This is a genomic window from Helcococcus kunzii ATCC 51366 (assembly GCF_000245755.1).
GTDB classification, from domain to species: Bacteria; Bacillota; Clostridia; order Tissierellales; family Peptoniphilaceae; genus Helcococcus; species Helcococcus kunzii.
Window position 1 is genome coordinate 366786 of sequence record NZ_JH601088.1, and the last position, 18518, is coordinate 385303.

Genomic DNA, 18518 nt, shown 5'->3' on the forward strand with positions numbered 1-18518 from the left:
ATGAGGAATTTAGATAATAGAGAAAAAAGAGCGATATTTAGATTAGAACAAAATAAAAATAGTAATGTAAAAAATGTTATTGCTATAGTAAGTGGTAAAGGTGGTGTTGGAAAGTCTTTAGTCACATCACTTCTTGCTTCTGAAATGAACAAAGAAGGTAAAACTACCGCCATTTTAGATGCTGATATTACAGGACCATCCATTCCTAAAGCCTTTGGATTAAAAGATAAATTAAAATTTACAGAAAAAGGAACTGTTCCTGCATTATCCAAAAATGGAATTAAAATAGTATCAACCAATTTATTAATAGATGATGAAGCTTCTTCAGTAGTTTGGAGAGCACCGATATTAACCGCCGCAATTAGACAGTTTTGGCAAGATATCGCATGGGGAGAAGTTGACTATATGTTTGTGGACTTACCTCCAGGAACTTCAGATCCTCAACTTAATGTATTTCAAAGTATTCCATTAATGGGAATGATAGTTGTGACAAGTCCTCAAGAATCAGTTTCAATAATAGTTGAAAAAGCAATGAACATGGCAAAAAAACTAAATGTCCCTGTCATTGGCGTTGTTGAAAACTTCTCATATTTTATAGCTCCAGATACAGGCACTCGATACAATATTTTTGGAGAAAGTAAAACTAAAAAACTATTAATCGATAATGATGTTGAATTAATCGGTGAAATCCCAATTGATCCAGACATTCCTAAACATGTAGATGAAGGTAAAATTGAAGATTTGAAAAAATCATATATGAAAAATACAATAGAGAGAATTTATGAATTTGAACAAACTGAACAAAGATAATCAAAATAAAATAGCAACAAAAGGGCAATTAAAATTTATTATCGCCACAGATTTACTTATTTTTGCCACTATAGGTGTCATTATTTATGAAATATATAATAAAAAGACACACTTTGCATCCTATATTATGTTAGGTCTAGTATTTATTTGTATGGGGATTAATCAATACATTTACTATAAAAACAATGGCGGAAAAAAATATTTATTTATGATGTCGATATACGGATTAATTGGTATAGGTTTGATTATTTTTAGATTATTTATGTAATTAGAAGACTTATGTAAAATGACAAAAATGTTATTTTGCTTAAGTCTTTTTTATATTGATTGATATTTGGTTCATCAATATCTGTTGGGAGGGATAATTTCCAGCAGATATTTTGGTTTATCAATATCAGTTGGGGTGCTATTTATGGGAAAATAGAACCCCAACTGAAATTGATGAGCCGATATTTTTTGAGGAATGTTTTGTTGGAATTTCCTGATTATTTACAGTTTAGCGTTTTAATCAGGAAATTCCCATATAAATTCATTATTACATATGTATTTCTAAATACTTTATTTACACATGTAAGATTTTTAACCATTTTACATGTGTATTTTAAGATTTTCCTTATACACATGTAAGATTTTTGGACCTCTACATGTGTAAATGCAATTATCCATTTTAGACATGTACGTTTTTCAGCAATTTTACATGTGTAAACGTCATATTCCCATTCACACATGTAATCGCAATGTTTTGTTTACATGTGTATTTCCAATTTTTCTATTTACGCATGCAATTATAAGAAAATTTGTACATGTGTAATATGCGTTTTCTCATTTACACATGTAATGACAAAAAATGTCTACATGTCTATTTCCATTTTCCGCATTTACACATGTAATTATCATAAAATTTGTACATGTGTAATCAGCATTTCGACATTCCCACATGTAAAGCGTATTTTAAAGCTTAGAGAATTAAATAGTTCATCACCATTTCGACATTCCCACATGTAAAGCATCTTTTTAATGGGGAGTTTCAAAAATATTTACTCAAAGCTTCTATTATTTTTTGCCGACCACTTTTTTTGAAATATAATAGTAATATACATACAAAATTCATACGGAATTCATTTTGACCTGTTAAATTATAATTGAAAAGGAAATGGACATGACAAAGATATTATTTTTAGAAGATGAAAAAATGATTAGAGAAGTACTTACTGAATATATGACACTCACAGGGTATGAGGTTGTTGGATGTGAAGATGGAGAGGAGGCAATTAATTTAATTGAAAAGGAAGATTTTGATATTGCCATTCTTGATATAAGAGTGCCGAAAAAAACTGGATTAGAAGTGTTGAAATATATTAGAGATGTAAAAAAGAGTAATATAGGAGTGATTATGCTTACGGCCTATGAAGATGAGGCTACGCAAGTGGAAGCATTCAATTTGTTTGCGGATGATTATATTACAAAACCAGCATCTCCAATAATTTTATTAAAAAGGATAGAGGTTTTAGTTAGAAGGATTAATGCTGATTTGAAAATAAAAGATAATTCTTTAGTGATTGATGAAGAGTCCTATAGAGTTTTATATAAAGGTGAAGATTTGAATTTTACTTTAACTGAATTTTTGATTTTAAAATTGTTTTATGATTCACCAAAGAGAGTTTATACAAGAGACAATATAATAGATCTGATTTTTGATGATTCATATATTGGAAGTACTAGAAGTGTAGATGCTCATATAAAAAATATAAGGAAGAAGCTTCCTTTTAACACGATAGAGACAATTATTGGTCTTGGATATAGATGGAAGGATATAGAAGATGAAACTTAATCAAAAGACATTTATTTATAGCTTAATAATATCTTTTGTAGTAGGTGCGATATTAATCATATATATGATTTTTATGGTTCCATCGCTTTACACGGATTACAAGGCATTCGATAATTTACAAGCGGTAAAAGAAAATCATCAAAGTTTTCTTAACGAAGGTAAGTTTAAAGGAGATGAAGAAAAAGGAGCTGGAAATTCTATTGGGTTTAAGTTAGACAAAAAAACATATAAGTTAGATTTTTCAAGCTATGCATTTGAAGGAAGTTTAGAATTAGGCAATACCGAAGTAAAAAAAATTATTCAAAATATAGAGAATGAATTTTCTAAAATTGATGTTGATAATTTTGATAGAGAAGTTATTGAAAAGAACTTTGAAAATTTTTTTAATCAATTTATAGAAATATTGTCTGCACGATTCAAAGATACGGCTGAATCATTAAAAAATGATTTGAATGCAAAATTTCATGTATATGATGACAATATTAGATTTCAAAATGAAAAGTATAAGTTTTATAACTTTGGAAAAAATTTCTCTGTAATACAATCGGGTATTGAAAATGTAAATTCAAATACAGAATATTTAACATATTTGGCATTTTCTGAAAAAAATGATGAATATTATATAAGTATGGCGAATACAGTAAATCCAAAACCTACAGAGATTCAACCGGTTATGATTGAAGCATTACCAGTTATAATACCTATGATTGTGCTTTTATCATTAGCCATTTCAACTATATTTTCAAAGAAGATTGTTTCTCCAATACGTGAATTATCAAATGATGCAAAGAAGCGTAAATATGATGAATACAAAGAGTTTAACCCTATAACGGTTAAAGGAAACGATGAGATTGCTGAATTAGCAAGCTCTTTAAATGATTTATATTTAAAGCAAAATGAATCAATTAATAAATTAGAAAGTGAAGCAAAGAGAAAAGAAATATTTATGAGATCTTTTTCTCATCAACTTAAAACTCCAGTTGCTACAGCTAGTTTGTTAGTTGATAGTATGATATTAGAAGTTGGAAAGTTTGCAGATAAAGAAAAATATTTACCTGAGGTAAAAAAAGAGCTTAACTCAATGAAAAGAATTCTTTCTGAAATACTTGAAATGAACAATATTTCAAAGTCTCAAAAAAAAGAAAAAGTTGATTTATATGATTTATCTTTAAGGATTAAAAATGAACATCATATTGAAATTTCAGATAAAAATCTTGATTTTACAATAGTTAATAGTGCTCTTTGGAAAACTGATGGAGATATTATTTATCATATAATAGATAATTTAGTGAAAAATGCTACTTCATATACGAAAACAAATGGAAAAATTACAGTCACTCTTTCAGATGATAATATTTCTGTTGAAAATATGCCGGCAACAATAGAAGAAAATATTAGGGAAGTAATTTTTGAACCATTTGTGACGGGAAATATAGGAGAAAGTGGACATGGGTTAGGACTATATTTAGTAAAATCTTTTGTCGATTTATTGAAAATGGAAATAGAAGTGGAAGAAAAAAGCGATACTGTAAAATTTATTGTTTATAAAAGGGGAAGGCAATGATTACTATTGAAAACTTAAAAGTACAATTTAAAGACAAAGTTGCACTTAATATAGATAAAAAGCTTGAAATAAAAGATGGTGATAGAGTAGGTATAATTGGTGCAAATGGAGCTGGTAAGACAACACTAATCAATAGCATATTAGGCCTTGTTGACTATTCTGGAAACATTAGATCAAATTTGAGACCTGAAGAGATGGCTGTGCATATGCAATATAACGAATACAACGATATGATGCCAATCAGATATGTTATGGAAGCAATACTTGGTCAAAAATTGGAAGAAAATAGTCTTGCCATGGAAATGATTGAATTTTTTGATTTTAAGGACAGTCTAAAAAAGAAATTTAAGCATTTATCTGGCGGACAAAAACAAAGAATGACACTTATTCTTGTTTTAAGTCAAGATTCAGATATTGTAATGCTTGATGAAGTTACATCAGGATTAGATTTTGTCACAAGGCAAAGATTAATGGATAAATTGGTGGAATGGTACAAAGATAAAAAAACTACTTTATTGATTACATCACACTATTACTCAGAATTAGATAATTTAGCAGATAAAATAATATTTTTAGATGATGGAAAATTAATTGAATATGGTCAAAAAGATGAACTGTTTAGAAGATACTGTGGAAATTCTGTAATTGTATTTGAAAATAATGAAGAAATTTCTAAAAAATTAGAAAACTTTAGCTTAAAGAAAGCACCTCAAGATACTATAGCAGTGAGTTGTAACAATGAAATTGAAGAAATTGAAATAGCAAAATTATTGAGTCAGCACAATCAAAACTACAGAAGAAGTAATAACGATATAGAAATTATGACTTTGAATGCTTTAGAACAATATGAAATGGAGCACTAAGATGAAAAAGAAATCAAATTTTTATTTAATAAAATATGAATTGTTAAATTGCTTGTACAATGGATACTCACTATTTTTCGGAGCTATATTTCCAATGTTACTATTCTTTTTAATTTCTCAATCTGTAGTAAAAGATGTTCCACAAGATATGAGAAATCAAGTGAAAACAGTTATATTTCTAGGGATGTCAATGATGGTGCCATTAGCAGCAATATTTTTAGGGCATTCATCAACATATTCAAATGAAATTGAAAAGAAAATTCCTATAAGATTGAACTTATTCGGTATAAGCTACAATAGAGTATTTACTGCAAAACTTATTGCAAATAGTATCTTTCTAGTATTTTGCTTATTAATATTTTGTAGCTCACTATTTTTTATAGACATATTAAAACCAACTACTTCAGCTTTATTAGTTTGGATTTTAGTATTATTTGTATTTGCTGGATTTTTAATGGCTTTAGCTCATGGTTTAGCATCAATATTTAAGGAATTTGGCAAAACTTACGCAGTATCAATGACAATATATTTTGCGATAATGATATTAGGCGGTATGATGGGAATAAGATTATCTGATCTTCCACCATTTTTACAAAAAGTATCTAGATATTTGCCAACAACACAAATGTCAGAATATTATATTGATTTTTGGGCTGGGAAATCATATAATGCAGCACCGCTGATTCAATCAATGCTATTTTTTGGTTCAATCTGCGTAATAGTCTTATTAATTTCATTTAGAGTTAATAGAAGAAAAAATAGTATATAATTTTTAAACTAAAAAGGTGATGTAAAATTTTACGCTAAATTAATCTTATTGGATTAAAAACGTAGTTACATCACCTTTTATTTACTTTATTTAATTAAAAGATTTTACTATAACATTAACATTTTTTACTTCAAAACCAAGCATAATTTTGATTTGTTCTTGTACAGCTTTTTGCACATTTTCTGCTATCTTATAAACATCTTTATTTTTTTCTACTTCAATTGCTAAACTGATATCAATAGTATTATTTTCTATTATTGAAGTAATGCTGTCTTTTCTATTTTTTTCAACTTTCTTATTTCTATATCCTACAACTGATACTACATTTTCTACGTGTAATGCTGTTTCAGCGATTAATTGATCAATAATATCATTTGAAATTTTAACTGATCCATTTTTAAAATCGGTCATAATAACCTCCTCATTTTTTATATATTATATTATATGAAAAATGCTAAACATATGCAAATATTAGTATTAAATATAAAAAGACTTTATGATATAATAAGAAACTAAGATATATAGGAAATTATAAGAGGAATAAGATGAGAAATAGAAAATTAGTAGGGATAGATGTGTTAAAGACTTTCGCCATCATAGCGGTAGTTTTGTATCACATAACAAATAAATACTTTCCAGGTGGGTTTATTGGCGTAGATTTATTTTTTGTAATTTCAGGTTATTTACTAGCTAACTCTCTAGTAAATAAGTTAAGGAATGAAGGCGATATTAAGTTTTTTCAAAATATAAAAAATAGAATCAGGCAACTGTGGCCGACACTTTTTATTGTTATTTTTACTGTGGTGATTTTTCTTGTATTATTTAATAAACCAGTATTGGATGTATCACATAGAGATGCTCTTGCAGGCATGACTTTTACGAGTAACTGGTGGTATATCATAAACAAGGTTAGCTATTTTGATAGCTTTACATTAAGTCCTTTTAAGCATTTATGGTATTTAGGGGTGCTATTACAATCATATATAATCATAACATTCTTATTTAAAGGATTTTATAGAGTAAAAATATTTAAGAAATACAATCTTTTTATAGTGTTAATGTCAATGATGGCAATAGGATCATTTATTTTACAAGTAAAATATTATACTCCACAGGATGTGAGCAGAGTTTATTATGGTACAGATACAAGAATTTATGAAATAATAATTGGTGTATTAGGTTATTTCTTATTTCCAATGGAAAAATTAAGAACGATTAAGACCTCAAAAATGGCTCTATTTGCTAATATCACAAGTATAATAACTCTGGCGATGTTTATATATTTTGTCAGAACGGTATCAGAAGTATATCAATGGGTTTATCAATTTGGATTTTTACTATTTGCGATTATGTCCTTATTGATGATTATATCATTTGGTTCAGTAACTAATGTGTTTAGTAAAATACTTAATTTTATCCCATTTTTCTCAAATCTTGGGAAAAATTCCTATGGAATATATTTATGGCATTTCCCAATTATTGTTTTAACTCAATTAGATGTTGAAAGAGGAAATCCTAATATTAAATATACTGCAATAAGATTAGCTGTAATATTTGTATTATCCTATTTAACATACGAGTACATAGAAAAACCTATTAATAGAAAAGGGCTAGTTAATCAAATCAAAGATGGAGGATTTACTGTATTACTTAAAAATACTGTATTTTATGCTGTTTCTGGATTATTTATAATGGGGCTATTTGGTATAGCGGTGCCATTTATATCAACAGCTTTTGTAGACACTTCAAAAAGTGTAGTGTTAGATGAAGAGATAAAGACGAATCCAAATAAAAAGAATATCACTTCTAATAACAAGGAAAGTATAAAGAAAACGGAGAAAGAAGCTCCAAAAGCAAGCTTAAAAGAATCGGATAAGGAGACTAATAAAGAAACAAATAAAGAAACAAATTCTGAAATTGTAAAAGAAGACACTAAAGATGAAACTGAAGAAACTAAAAAAGAAGATACAAAATCAACAACAGATAATCCTTCGATAAAATATAATCAGTTAATATTAATTGGGGATTCTATTGGAGTAAATATTGGTAATAGAATACTTGATATGTATCCAAATTCTATTGTTGACGCAAAAATTAGTAGACAATTAGTTGATTCTATACCTATTTTTAAAGAATATTCTACTTATGATTCAAAAGAAACAGTGGTAATAATTGTACTTGGGACAAATGGATATTTTAAAGAAAAAAATTTAGACGATATCATTTCACTTTATCCTAAGAGTAAAAAAATTATCATTAATATTAAAGCGCCAGTAAGTTGGGAATCGCAGGTTAATGAAATATTTAGCAATTACGAAAAAAATCATAAAGATGTAGCAGTAGTAGACTGGTATAGTGTTGCTTCAAAACATCCAGAATACTTAGCTTCTGACCAAACACACTTGATGACAATCGGTATTGATCATTTGATGCGTTTATTAGAGGCAGAACTTAAGAAATGATTAATATTTTGATAAAAATAAAACAGGTATTAGCCTGTTTTATTTTTTTTCTTATATGTTATAATTTCTAATATGGAGCAAGTTATGAGTGAAAAGAAAAAATATATAAATAAATTAACAGAATACTTTTTTTATAAATACATTTATTCAATATTCTTGGAGAATAAGTATATAGCAAATTTTGCACAGTATGAGATTGAAAAAATGGAAAGTATATATCAATCATTTTTATATGATAAAGCTATAGAAAATAGATTTGTTTACGGATATATCAATCCAAATATTTCAAATGAATTTAATACCATAATGGCAAAAGAAGAATATAAGGATCTTGAAAATCAAATATCTGTATTAAAGACAAAGAGTAACAGTTCTAGTGGAGTTAGAGATTATATAAAAGAAATATTAGATAGAGGAATATTATCAAAGATATCTACAATAATAGAAAATGAAGATCCCTACTTAAATGGAAATCAAAATACAAAAACTTGGAATAAATTTTTAAATGCACTTGAAGAGGCAAATTTCGAAAAGATATTTAAGATAGCAAAAAACTATGAAAAGAGATTTGAAGAAGAGGATAATATCATTGATTTTGTGCCTAGAGATATCAATGAAAAAATCTATTATTATGAAAATAAAATTTTAGAGCTATATCAATTTTTCCCATTCAATGAAGAAAAAAATATGTATTCTAAAAAAGATATAAATGATAAAATTAATGAAATTCAAAAAGAGACGTTGAAGTCAAAAGAAACACTAAAAAGAATAACCAATGTCTATTTATATACTGATAATAATAATGGTCTTGAAAGTTAATTTTGAGACCATAATATTATCTTTCAATCTTGACTAATTTAGTAAACATTAAAGGAGAAAAAATGCTAAAAATAGAAAATCTACATGCGAATGTCGAAGGAAAAGAGATATTAAAGGGAATTAATTTAGAGATTAATTCGGGAGAAGTTCATGTGATAATGGGGCCAAATGGTTCTGGAAAATCAACATTGACTAAAGTGATAATGGATCACCCTGATTATGAAATGACAGAGGGGAGAATTGAATTTGAAGGTGAAGACATCACAGAATTATCTACTGACAAACGTGCAAAATTGGGTATGTTTTTAAGTTTTCAAAGTCCTGAAGAAGTAGAAGGGATAAGTGTAGAGAATTTCATCAGAACTGCACAAGTAAATCTTACAGGTGATAAATCTAAATTATTAGAATTTAGAAGAACATTAAAAAAAGAACTTGAAGATTTAGGTTTTGATCCTTCATATGCACAGAGATATTTAAATGTAGGATTTTCCGGTGGTGAAAAGAAAAAGAATGAGATTTTACAAATCAAAATGTTAAACCCTAAATTCATCATGCTTGATGAAACTGATTCTGGATTAGACGTTGATGCTACAAAAATTGTTTCTAAAGAAGTAAATTCATTCCTAAATGAAGAAAAATCAGCATTGATTATAACTCATCACAGTTCAATTTTAGAAAATATTATGCCTGATAAGGTACACATAATGATTGATGGTAAAATTGTGAAAACTGGAGATGTGAGCTTGATTGATGAAATAGAAAAAGATGGTTATAAAAAATATAAAAATGAGGTAAGTAATGGCTAAAAAAACCCAAGTCGCAGATATTGATAGAGGGATATTTGATAAGAAAAATAAATTTGAATATTCAAAAATTTCTGATAAAGGGCTAAACGAAAAAATTGTAAGAGAGCTTTCAAAGGAAAAGAATGAGCCTGATTGGATGTTGGAAAAAAGATTGGAAGCCATGAAATTATTCTACGAAATTGATAATCCATCATGGGGACCAGATTTATCAGAAATAAATATTGATGAAATTACACTTTATGTAAAACCAACATCTGGTGAAACAAATGCATGGGACAATTTACCAGAAGATATTAAAGAAACTTTTTATGACTTAGGTCTTCCTCAAGCGGAAATAGATGCTTTAGCTGGTATAAGTGCACAGTATGATTCTGAAGTTGTATATCACAATGTAAAGAAGTATTTAGTAGAATTAGGCGTGACATATATCAATATGGATGAGGCGGTTCATCAATATGAAGATATGCTAAAACAATGGTTTGGAAAGGCTGTTGAAGCAGATTTACACAAATACACAGCACTACATTATGCTGTATGGTCTGGAGGATCCTTTGTATATGTGCCTAAGGGGCAATATGTAGATATACCGATTCAGTCCTATTTTAGATTAAATGCGCCAGGTGCGGGTCAATTTGAACATACATTTATTTATGTAGATGAAGGTGCTTATGTGCACTATATTGAGGGATGTTCTGCACCTAAATATAATGTGGTAAACATTCATGCTGGTGCGGTAGAGCTATTTGTACGAGAAGGTGCTAAATTAAGATATTCCACAATAGAAAATTGGTCTAGAAATATGTACAACCTAAATACAAAAAGAGGTATAGTTTGGAGTAATGCTCATTTGGAATGGGTTTCTGGTTCATTTGGATCTAAAGTTTCAATGCTATATCCTGCCTCAGTACTTATTGGTGAAAATGCTAAGTCTGACTATACAGGTATTTCTTTTGCAAATAATGGTCAAATTCTTGATACAGGGACAAAAGTTATACATGCAGCACCAAATACTTATTCTACAGTAAATGCTAGATCTATATCAAAAAGTGGCGGTGAAGCAATTTATAGAGGCTTAGTGCATTTTAAGGAAAACTCAAAAGGTTCAAAATCAAATGTCAACTGTGAGTCCTTGATGCTTGATAATAAAGGATCAGTTTCAGATACCATTCCAGTGATGTTAATTGAAAATGATGATGTTGATTTAGGACATGAAGCGAAAATAGGTAGAATTGATGACACCAAGATATTTTATTTGATGTCAAGAGGATTAAGCGAAGAGGATGCAAAGGCGATGTTAGTACGTGGATTTGCTGAGCCTATTGCAAAAGAGCTACCTATGGAATACGCTGTTGAGATGAATAATTTAATCAGTTTAGAACTAATTGGGTCAATAGGTTAAGGAGGAAATATGGCAACAATTAATAAAATTCCTCATGTAACGTGGAGATTTACAAAGGCAAATAGTGTAGATATCGATATTGATGGTGTTAAATATAAAGACTATTCAATGAATAATGTATCTGGAGAAAAAATTCCAAATACATTTGACGAGAGTTTCAAACATAAGAAATTTGGACTTTCAGATGAGGTTCTAAAATTAAATGAAGAATTAAGAAATTTGGAAGAATACCATTTATTTAATGATGGTGATAAAATAAAAAGAGAAATAATATTAAATGATGATAGTAACGTCATCAATGATATGCATGCGTTACATATAAGAAGAGATATGAAGGCGTCAATTATTTTTGATTACAAGTCTTTTGATGATTGTAATGCATTTAGAAATTCAGTTTATAAAATAAAATCTGAAGAAAATTCAGAATTAAAGATAGTTTTGATTCAAAGATTATCCGAAAAATCAAGAAGTTTAATATCTCTATTATTAGAGGTTGATGAAAATGCGAAGGTTGAGATTATCCAAGTAGAGTTGGGGGCAAATGATTCATATTCTAACTTTAAGATACATTTAGACGGTAAGAAATCAAAATCTGACATTCAAACTGCGTATTTTGTAGATGGTAGAAGATATCTTGATTTAGGATATGAAATGACTCATACAGGACAAGAGTCAGATTCAAATATGGTGATACATGGTGTATTAAAGGATTTTGCTAAGAAGAGATTTGCTGGTACTCTTGATTTCCTAAAAGGATGTACTCTATCTACGGGAAATGAAGAGGAATTTGTTACATTACTTGATCCAACTGTTAAAAGTATCGCTGTGCCATTACTTTTAGCAAGAGAGGATGACATTGTAGGTAATCACGCAGCTTCAGCAGGTAGAATAGACAAAGATATGCTATTTTATTTAACGACCAGAGGATTTGATACATTGGCAGCAAAAAGGATTATTATAGAATCAAAATTAAAGCCAATATTTGATATGATTGGTGATGAAAATATTTCTGAAGAACTATTATTAGACTTAAGAAAAGGTATTAATTAATATGATAGATATAAAAGAAACAAGAAAGGACTTTCCTTTCTTTGAAAACAATAAAAATATTGCTTTTTTAGATAGCGCAGCTACAACTCAAAAACCAAAAGTAGTGATAGATTTTATCAATGAATATTATACCCAGATGAATGCAAATGCCCATAGAGGTACTTATAAAAAATCTGTAGAATCTTCTTTATTGGTTGAAGATACTAGAGAAAAAGTAAGAAAATTTATAAACGCATCAAAAACTGAAGAGATAATTTTTACAAAAAATGCAACGGAAGCTCTTAATCTTGTTTCTTATAGCTATGGTTTCAATAATTTACAATCAGGAGATGAGATTTTAATTTCAATTGCTGAGCATCATTCAAATCTTGTAAATTGGCAGTATATTGCTAAAAAAACAGGAGCTAAATTAGTTTATTTTTATTTAGATGAAAATTTAAATTTTGATCAAAATGATTTTGAAAATAAATTAAATAAAAACACAAAAATTGTAGCCTTTACTGCTCAATCAAATGTGCTTTCATTTTATGTTCCTGTAAAAGAAATGATAGAAAAAGTTAGAGAAAAAACAGAAGCTATCGTTATAATAGACGGAGCACAGGCAGTAACACATCAAAAAATTGATGTGAATAGCCTTGATTGTGACTTTTTTGCGTTTTCAGGCCATAAACTGTATTCAATACAAGGTGCTGGAGTTTTGTTTGGTAAATATGAGATTTTAGACAAGATGCAACCATTCCTATTTGGTGGAGATATGATTGAGTATACTTATGAGCAAGACACTAGTTTTGCTCAGCTTCCTAGCAAGTTTGAAGCAGGGACAATGGATGTGGCTGCGATTATATCTCTAGGTAAAGCAATTGAATATATTGAAAAATTAGGGGTAAATAATATTTATAAGTATGAGAAGATGTTAGTAGATTATTGTCTAGAAAAGTTAAATCAACTAGATTATATTAAAATATATTATCCACATAAAAATCAAAAAGGTACAAATATTGCTTTTACATTTAAAAGTGTACATCCACATGATGTATCACAAATTTTAGATTTTTATGATGTAAATATAAGGGTGGGTCATCATTGTGCTCAACCTCTACACAGATATTTGAAGATAAACTCCTCTTGTAGGATTTCCATAGCGTTTTATAACAATTTTGAAGATATAGATAAATTAATTTTAGCTTTGGAAAAAGTAAAGGAAATTTTTTATGGAAATTGATCAAATTTATACAGAATTAATAAAAGAACATAGTTTATATAGCGACAATAAAAGAACACTTGATGATGCAACAGATAGCCAACTTGGAGTTAATCCAAGTTGTGGAGATGAAATTACATTAAATATAAGAGTAAAAGACGATATCATAGAAGATGCAAGTTTTGAAGGGGTAGGTTGTGCTATCTCTCAAGCATCTGCTTCCATGATGATTGATATCGTTAAAGGCAAGACAATCAGTGAAGCTAAGCATGATGTTAAGAATTTTTTAAAAATGATTAAAAATGAAGACCTAACAGAAGAAGAACTTGAAAATTTAGAAGATGCAGTTGCTTTACAAAATATAAGTAAATTGCCTGCTAGAGTGAAATGTGCGGTTTTAGCATGGAGAACATTAGACAAATTATTAACTGATAAATAGCTAACAAAGCCAGTAAAATGCTCATGTGATAAATTAGTGCGATATTTCGGTAAATATACATAAAACGGCTCAAAATGCCGTTCTTTCAAGTAGAATATACACTTTTAATAGTTTACATATTATATAAAATGATATAATAAAATTATCAAAAATAAAGGAGACATTATGAAATCGAAATTTAAGTTTTTAACACTAATTTTAGCACTATCTCTTTTTATAGTTGCTTGTGGTCAAGATAATAAAAAAGATACCACTGGTGAAGGGAAAACAGAGGGAACAACTCAAGAAGAACAAGAAACAAAAGATAATAACGAAACAGCAAATAACACAACAGAAGAAACTCAAGCAAACGTAACAGATAAAGAAACAACAGAAGAAACAAAAGACGACACAAATGCTGGAATTAATAAACCAGAACCTGGTAAACTTGATGTCAATAAATTATTAGATAGCTTAAATGGTAATGATGGAAATATTAAACCTTTTAGTGTGAAAGTTGTAGGTTCTCAAAAAATTGTAGAAAATGGTAAACCACAACAATTTAATGCAGAATCAGATGTAGTCTATGATGGAAAAACACAATATACTAAATCAAAAATGGGTAATACTTATGAAGTCACCTATAAGACAATTGAAGGCGACAAAGTTACTGTTTTAAGAGGTTTAGGTAAAGATGAAAATAATTTAACATTTACAAAGTCATCTGAGGACATAGCTGGAAATATAGGTATTTCATTTGGTACAACAGAGAAAAATAAGCCAGAATGGAAATTTGAAGGCGCAAATGGTAATATCGAAAGATATAAAGCAACTTATGATCCTAAATCAATTGAAGAAAATCAAACAGAATCAATGAAATTTAAAGATACATCTGGTGGTATTGACGTTGTTGTAGAATATGATAGATCAAAAAATCAAATTGTTTCTATACATTCAAAAGGACAAATTAAAACTACTATGGTTACTTCATTTGATAAGACTAAAGACCCAGTAGAAACTAAATTAGAACAAGAATTAGATTCTAAATATACAGACTTTAAATTTGATGGAATTGAAACAGTTACAATTCCAGAAGAAGCAAAATCAGCGAAAGAATTGGATTATACAAATGGATTAAATGATACAAAGGGTCTAGATAATACAAAGGGTTCAGATGACACAAAAAAAGTAAACGATACAAATGACACAAATAATAAAACTGATGTTGAAGCTTTGCAAAAAGATCTAGATAAACAAATAGAGGAACTAGATAAAGCTTTAGAAGAATTAGATGGTTTACGAGCTGAATAGTAAATAAAAACAATGGAGCTTTTGCAAGATAAATTTTTGTTTATTTTGCAACAGCCCCATTTTTTAAAAATTATTCAATAGATTTAATGTCTTTGCTTTACTTTTTCTGTGTAAATGGTAAAATATATATGTTAAATCAATGTAACAAAACAATATTCGTAATAAGAGGGAGAGATTATGAGCAAAATTATAGTAATTGGCGCAAATCATGCGGGTACAGCTGCAATTAGAACAATATTAAACAATTATGAAGGTCATGAAGTAACAATTTATGATAGAAATAACAATATTTCATTCTTAGGTTGTGGTATGGCTTTATGGATTGGAAATCAAATTTCTAAACCAGACGGATTATTCTATGCAAGTAGAGAAGAATTCGAATCAAAAGGCGCAAAAGTATTTATGGAAGCTACAGTTAAAGATGTAGACTTTGAAAATAAAAAAGTTTTTGTAACATTAAAAGATGGTAAAGAAATTGAAGATAGTTATGATAAATTAATTCTTGCAACTGGTTCAGAACCAATTATTCCAAATATTCCAGGAAAAGATTTAGAAAATGTACAACAAGTAAAACTATTCCAAAATGCACAAGAAGTTATTGATAAAATTAAAAACCCTGACATTAAAAATGTTGTAGTAGTAGGGGCTGGATATATCGGTGTTGAATTAGCTGAAGCATTTAAGAGACATGGAAAAAATGTAACAATGGTAGATATGGCTCCAACAGTTTTACCAGCATATTACGATGAAGCATTTACAGATCTAATGAAACAAAATCTTTTAGATCACGGTATTGCTTTAGAATTTAACCAAGGTGTACAAGAAATCAAAGGTAAAGATGGAAAAGTTACATCTGTTGTAACATCAGAAAAAGAAATTGAAGCAGATTTAGTAATTTTATCAATCGGATTTAGACCAAATACATTCATTGGTAAAGATAAATTAGAATTATTTAGAAATGGTGCTTATTTAGTTAACAAAAAACAAGAAACAAGCATCAAAGATGTATATGCAATCGGTGACTGTGCAACAGTTTATGATAACTCAATCGACAGCACAAACTATATCGCATTAGCTTCAAATGCTGCAAGAAGTGGTATTGTTGGTGGACACAATGCAGCCGGTGGCAATATTGAATCAAATGGTGTACAAGGATCAAACGGTATATCAATCTACGATTTGAAGATGGTATCAACAGGGATCACAGTTGGTAAAGCTGAAAAATTAGGATTAGATGTATTATATACAGATTACGAAGATACACAAAAACCTGGCTTTATTGAAACAACAAACCCATCTGTAAAATTAAGAATTGTATACGATAAAAACACTAGAGAAGTATTAGGTGCACAAATGGCATCAGAATATGATATGTCAATGGGAATCCACATGTTCTCATTAGCAATTCAAGAAAAAGTGACAATTGATAGATTAGCATTAACAGATATGTTCTTCTTACCTCACTTTAACCAACCATACAATTACATTGCATTAGCAGCAATAAATGCAGAATAATAAAATAAAAAACAGCAATGGCGAATTTACCATTGCTGTTTTTTTATATAAATTTCAATAAGTACTTTTAGAAAATGAATATATTCTTTAGTATTTCTTTATTGATGATTTTCTTCATTTGCATGATTATCTTGAAGATATGTATGGGGGTCTTTAATATATACATAGTCTCCAACTTTTACATTTTTATCTAATTTACCATATACGAAATGACTGTGATCATCATGCTCTACTAAATAGCCATCATTTTCAATTTTTAGTACTTTTACTTTAATATCAGGTTTTATTGATTTATAGTGATGTATTATAGGGGGATTTTCAGAAAAATCAGTTAAAATATATTGATCTCCAACAACCATTATCATGTAATCATTATTTTTTGTTAGAATCAATGATTGATTCTCTAATTTTTCAATTTTATTATCACTAAAAATTTCCATTATTTTATTTTTTGCTTCTTCTTCTGTTATCTTTTTATGTTGCTTTTTTGTTAATTTATTAATCCCAAAAAATAACAAGATAATCAATATAAAACTTAATATTATAATTACTTTATTTTTTACACTTTTCATTTTATTCTATGATACCAAATTCATATCCTAATTTTTGTAAATGGTCTATTAAACTTGGAAGTGCTTCAACAGTTATCTCCTTACCAATAGCATCATGCATTAGAATTACTGCAACATTTGAAACACCATTTAATCTTGCTGATTCGTCAAAGTTATCCAAAACTTTTTGTACAGTTTCTGGTCTAGGAACTTGTTTGATATTTTTAGGTTGAGCATCACCAGTCATTGAGTTCCAGTCAATCCAATAGATATTGTTGTCTTGTAATAATTTATCTGAAGCCTTTAGACCTTCTTTATTCCAAGACATATGACCACCAGGATATCTAAATACTTTTGTATAAAATTCTTCGCCTAAGAATGATTTTAGTCTTTCAATAGATTTCTTTTCTTCCTTCAAGATATATTCAGCGTTTGGATATCTTCCAGGATACAAATCTTCGTATTCATGTGAGAATGAATGTGTTGCTATAGCGTGTCCTTCGTTATAGATTCTCTTTAATACATTTGCTGTATCTTCATGAATTGCTTTACCAACTGTAAAGAATGTAGCCGGTACATTTTTTTCTTTAAGAATATCAAGTATTCTTGGTGTAACATCATTGTTTGGACCATCATCAAAAGTTAAAAATGCTAATTTTTTACCATCAATATCACCATTATAAAGTTTTTCTCTTACAGTCACTACATCATATGCATTTGCACTGAATTTTCCATTGTGGTTTTTATTTACATTTGTATCAGATACTTTCTCATCATTAGTTTCTTTTTCTGACTCAGTCTCTGTTTCTTTCTCAGTTTCTGTTTCAGGCTTGTTTTCAGACTCATTTGTAGATTCTACTGTAGTATCTGTATTAGTTTCTTCGTTTTTTGTATCATTTTTTGTAGGGTCTGTTTTACCATTATTTGAACATGCACTTAATGCAAAACAAAAGATACACAATAATACTATGCTAAATAATTTCTTATTCTTCATAATTTCTCCATCCTTTTATTAAAATTTGATGCTTAAACTAACTAAATTGAATAAGCAATAGATAAATGATAATGATTATTGTTTATCTACGAATTATTTTATCATAAATTATCAGATTTTGTGTTACGATTATGTTACAATATTATTAAATAAAC

Annotated in this window: 18 protein-coding genes; 15 read left to right on the top strand and 3 right to left on the bottom strand. The window is 28.6% G+C overall.

The genetic code is table 11. The features are described 5' to 3' along the window. The 6 genes from HMPREF9709_RS01560 (at position 1) to HMPREF9709_RS01585 (ending at position 5837) form a co-directional block, all read left to right on the top strand. On the top strand, positions 1-810 hold the full coding sequence (locus HMPREF9709_RS01560) for an Mrp/NBP35 family ATP-binding protein (protein ID WP_005397267.1): 810 nt from the start codon (positions 1-3) through the stop codon (positions 808-810). Then, a complete protein-coding gene (locus tag HMPREF9709_RS01565) occupies positions 782-1078 on the top strand; it encodes a hypothetical protein (RefSeq protein ID WP_005397268.1) in 297 nt (98 codons plus the stop codon). Before HMPREF9709_RS01560 ends, HMPREF9709_RS01565 begins: the two co-directional genes overlap by 29 nt. 891 nt (positions 1079-1969) lie before the next feature. Next, a complete protein-coding gene (locus HMPREF9709_RS01570) occupies positions 1970-2641 on the top strand; it encodes a response regulator transcription factor (RefSeq protein WP_005397269.1) in 672 nt (223 codons plus the stop codon). Continuing rightward, positions 2631-4205: a HAMP domain-containing sensor histidine kinase gene (locus HMPREF9709_RS09480; RefSeq protein WP_005397271.1), complete on the top strand. Its 1575-nt coding sequence runs from the start codon at positions 2631-2633 to the stop codon at positions 4203-4205. Before HMPREF9709_RS01570 ends, HMPREF9709_RS09480 begins: the two co-directional genes overlap by 11 nt. Next, positions 4202-5068, top strand: coding sequence for an ATP-binding cassette domain-containing protein (locus tag HMPREF9709_RS01580; protein ID WP_005397272.1), 867 nt, complete (start codon positions 4202-4204; stop codon positions 5066-5068). The genes HMPREF9709_RS09480 and HMPREF9709_RS01580 overlap by 4 nt, the downstream gene beginning before the upstream one ends. Position 5069: 1 nt before the next feature. Next, positions 5070-5837, top strand: coding sequence for an ABC transporter permease (locus HMPREF9709_RS01585; RefSeq protein ID WP_005397274.1), 768 nt, complete (start codon positions 5070-5072; stop codon positions 5835-5837). 90 nt (positions 5838-5927) lie between these two features. Here HMPREF9709_RS01585 and HMPREF9709_RS01590 read toward each other — a convergent pair whose 3' ends face one another. Continuing rightward, entirely contained in the window at positions 5928-6248 is a 321-nt protein-coding gene (locus HMPREF9709_RS01590) for an Asp23/Gls24 family envelope stress response protein (protein WP_005397276.1), read from the bottom strand. Between the two features lie 134 nt (positions 6249-6382). Here HMPREF9709_RS01590 and HMPREF9709_RS01595 point away from each other — a divergent pair, with 134 nt between their 5' ends. The 9 genes from HMPREF9709_RS01595 to nox all read left to right on the top strand — a co-directional run bounded on the left by HMPREF9709_RS01595 (position 6383) and on the right by nox (position 16818). Next, entirely contained in the window at positions 6383-8299 is a 1917-nt protein-coding gene (locus HMPREF9709_RS01595) for an acyltransferase family protein (RefSeq protein WP_005397278.1), read from the top strand. Between the two features lie 84 nt (positions 8300-8383). After that, positions 8384-9118, top strand: a complete 735-nt coding sequence (locus HMPREF9709_RS01600; RefSeq protein WP_005397280.1) for a hypothetical protein — start codon at positions 8384-8386, stop codon at positions 9116-9118. Positions 9119-9180: 62 nt separating this feature from the next. Further along, on the top strand, positions 9181-9924 hold the full coding sequence (sufC, locus tag HMPREF9709_RS01605) for a Fe-S cluster assembly ATPase SufC (protein ID WP_005397294.1): 744 nt from the start codon (positions 9181-9183) through the stop codon (positions 9922-9924). Then, complete coding sequence (gene sufB / locus HMPREF9709_RS01610; RefSeq protein ID WP_005397295.1) at positions 9917-11323, top strand: Fe-S cluster assembly protein SufB; 1407 nt, start codon at positions 9917-9919, stop codon at positions 11321-11323. The genes sufC and sufB overlap by 8 nt, the downstream gene beginning before the upstream one ends. Before the next feature lie 9 nt (positions 11324-11332). Beyond that, complete coding sequence (locus tag HMPREF9709_RS01615) at positions 11333-12373, top strand: SufB/SufD family protein (RefSeq protein WP_005397296.1); 1041 nt, start codon at positions 11333-11335, stop codon at positions 12371-12373. A 1-nt stretch (position 12374) separates the two neighbouring features. Continuing rightward, positions 12375-13595, top strand: a complete 1221-nt coding sequence (locus HMPREF9709_RS01620) for a SufS family cysteine desulfurase (protein WP_005397297.1) — start codon at positions 12375-12377, stop codon at positions 13593-13595. Continuing rightward, the gene (sufU, locus tag HMPREF9709_RS01625) at positions 13585-14013 is read left to right on the top strand and encodes a Fe-S cluster assembly sulfur transfer protein SufU (RefSeq protein ID WP_005397298.1); all 429 of its coding nucleotides are present in this window, start codon (positions 13585-13587) and stop codon (positions 14011-14013) included. Before HMPREF9709_RS01620 ends, sufU begins: the two co-directional genes overlap by 11 nt. Positions 14014-14178: 165 nt before the next feature. Beyond that, on the top strand, positions 14179-15303 hold the full coding sequence (locus HMPREF9709_RS01630; RefSeq protein ID WP_005397300.1) for a hypothetical protein: 1125 nt from the start codon (positions 14179-14181) through the stop codon (positions 15301-15303). A gap of 177 nt (positions 15304-15480) precedes the next feature. Beyond that, positions 15481-16818: a H2O-forming NADH oxidase gene (gene nox, locus HMPREF9709_RS01635; RefSeq protein ID WP_005397303.1), complete on the top strand. Its 1338-nt coding sequence runs from the start codon at positions 15481-15483 to the stop codon at positions 16816-16818. A gap of 98 nt (positions 16819-16916) precedes the next feature. Here the strand turns inward: nox and HMPREF9709_RS01640 are convergent, their stop codons facing one another. Next, on the bottom strand, positions 16917-17390 hold the full coding sequence (locus tag HMPREF9709_RS01640; RefSeq protein ID WP_005397305.1) for a hypothetical protein: 474 nt from the start codon (positions 17388-17390) through the stop codon (positions 16917-16919). A gap of 1 nt (position 17391) precedes the next feature. Beyond that, positions 17392-18363 (bottom strand): polysaccharide deacetylase family protein, encoded by a 972-nt coding sequence (locus tag HMPREF9709_RS01645; protein WP_005397307.1) that lies wholly within the window; start codon positions 18361-18363, stop codon positions 17392-17394. Positions 18364-18518: the final 155 nt, after the last annotated feature.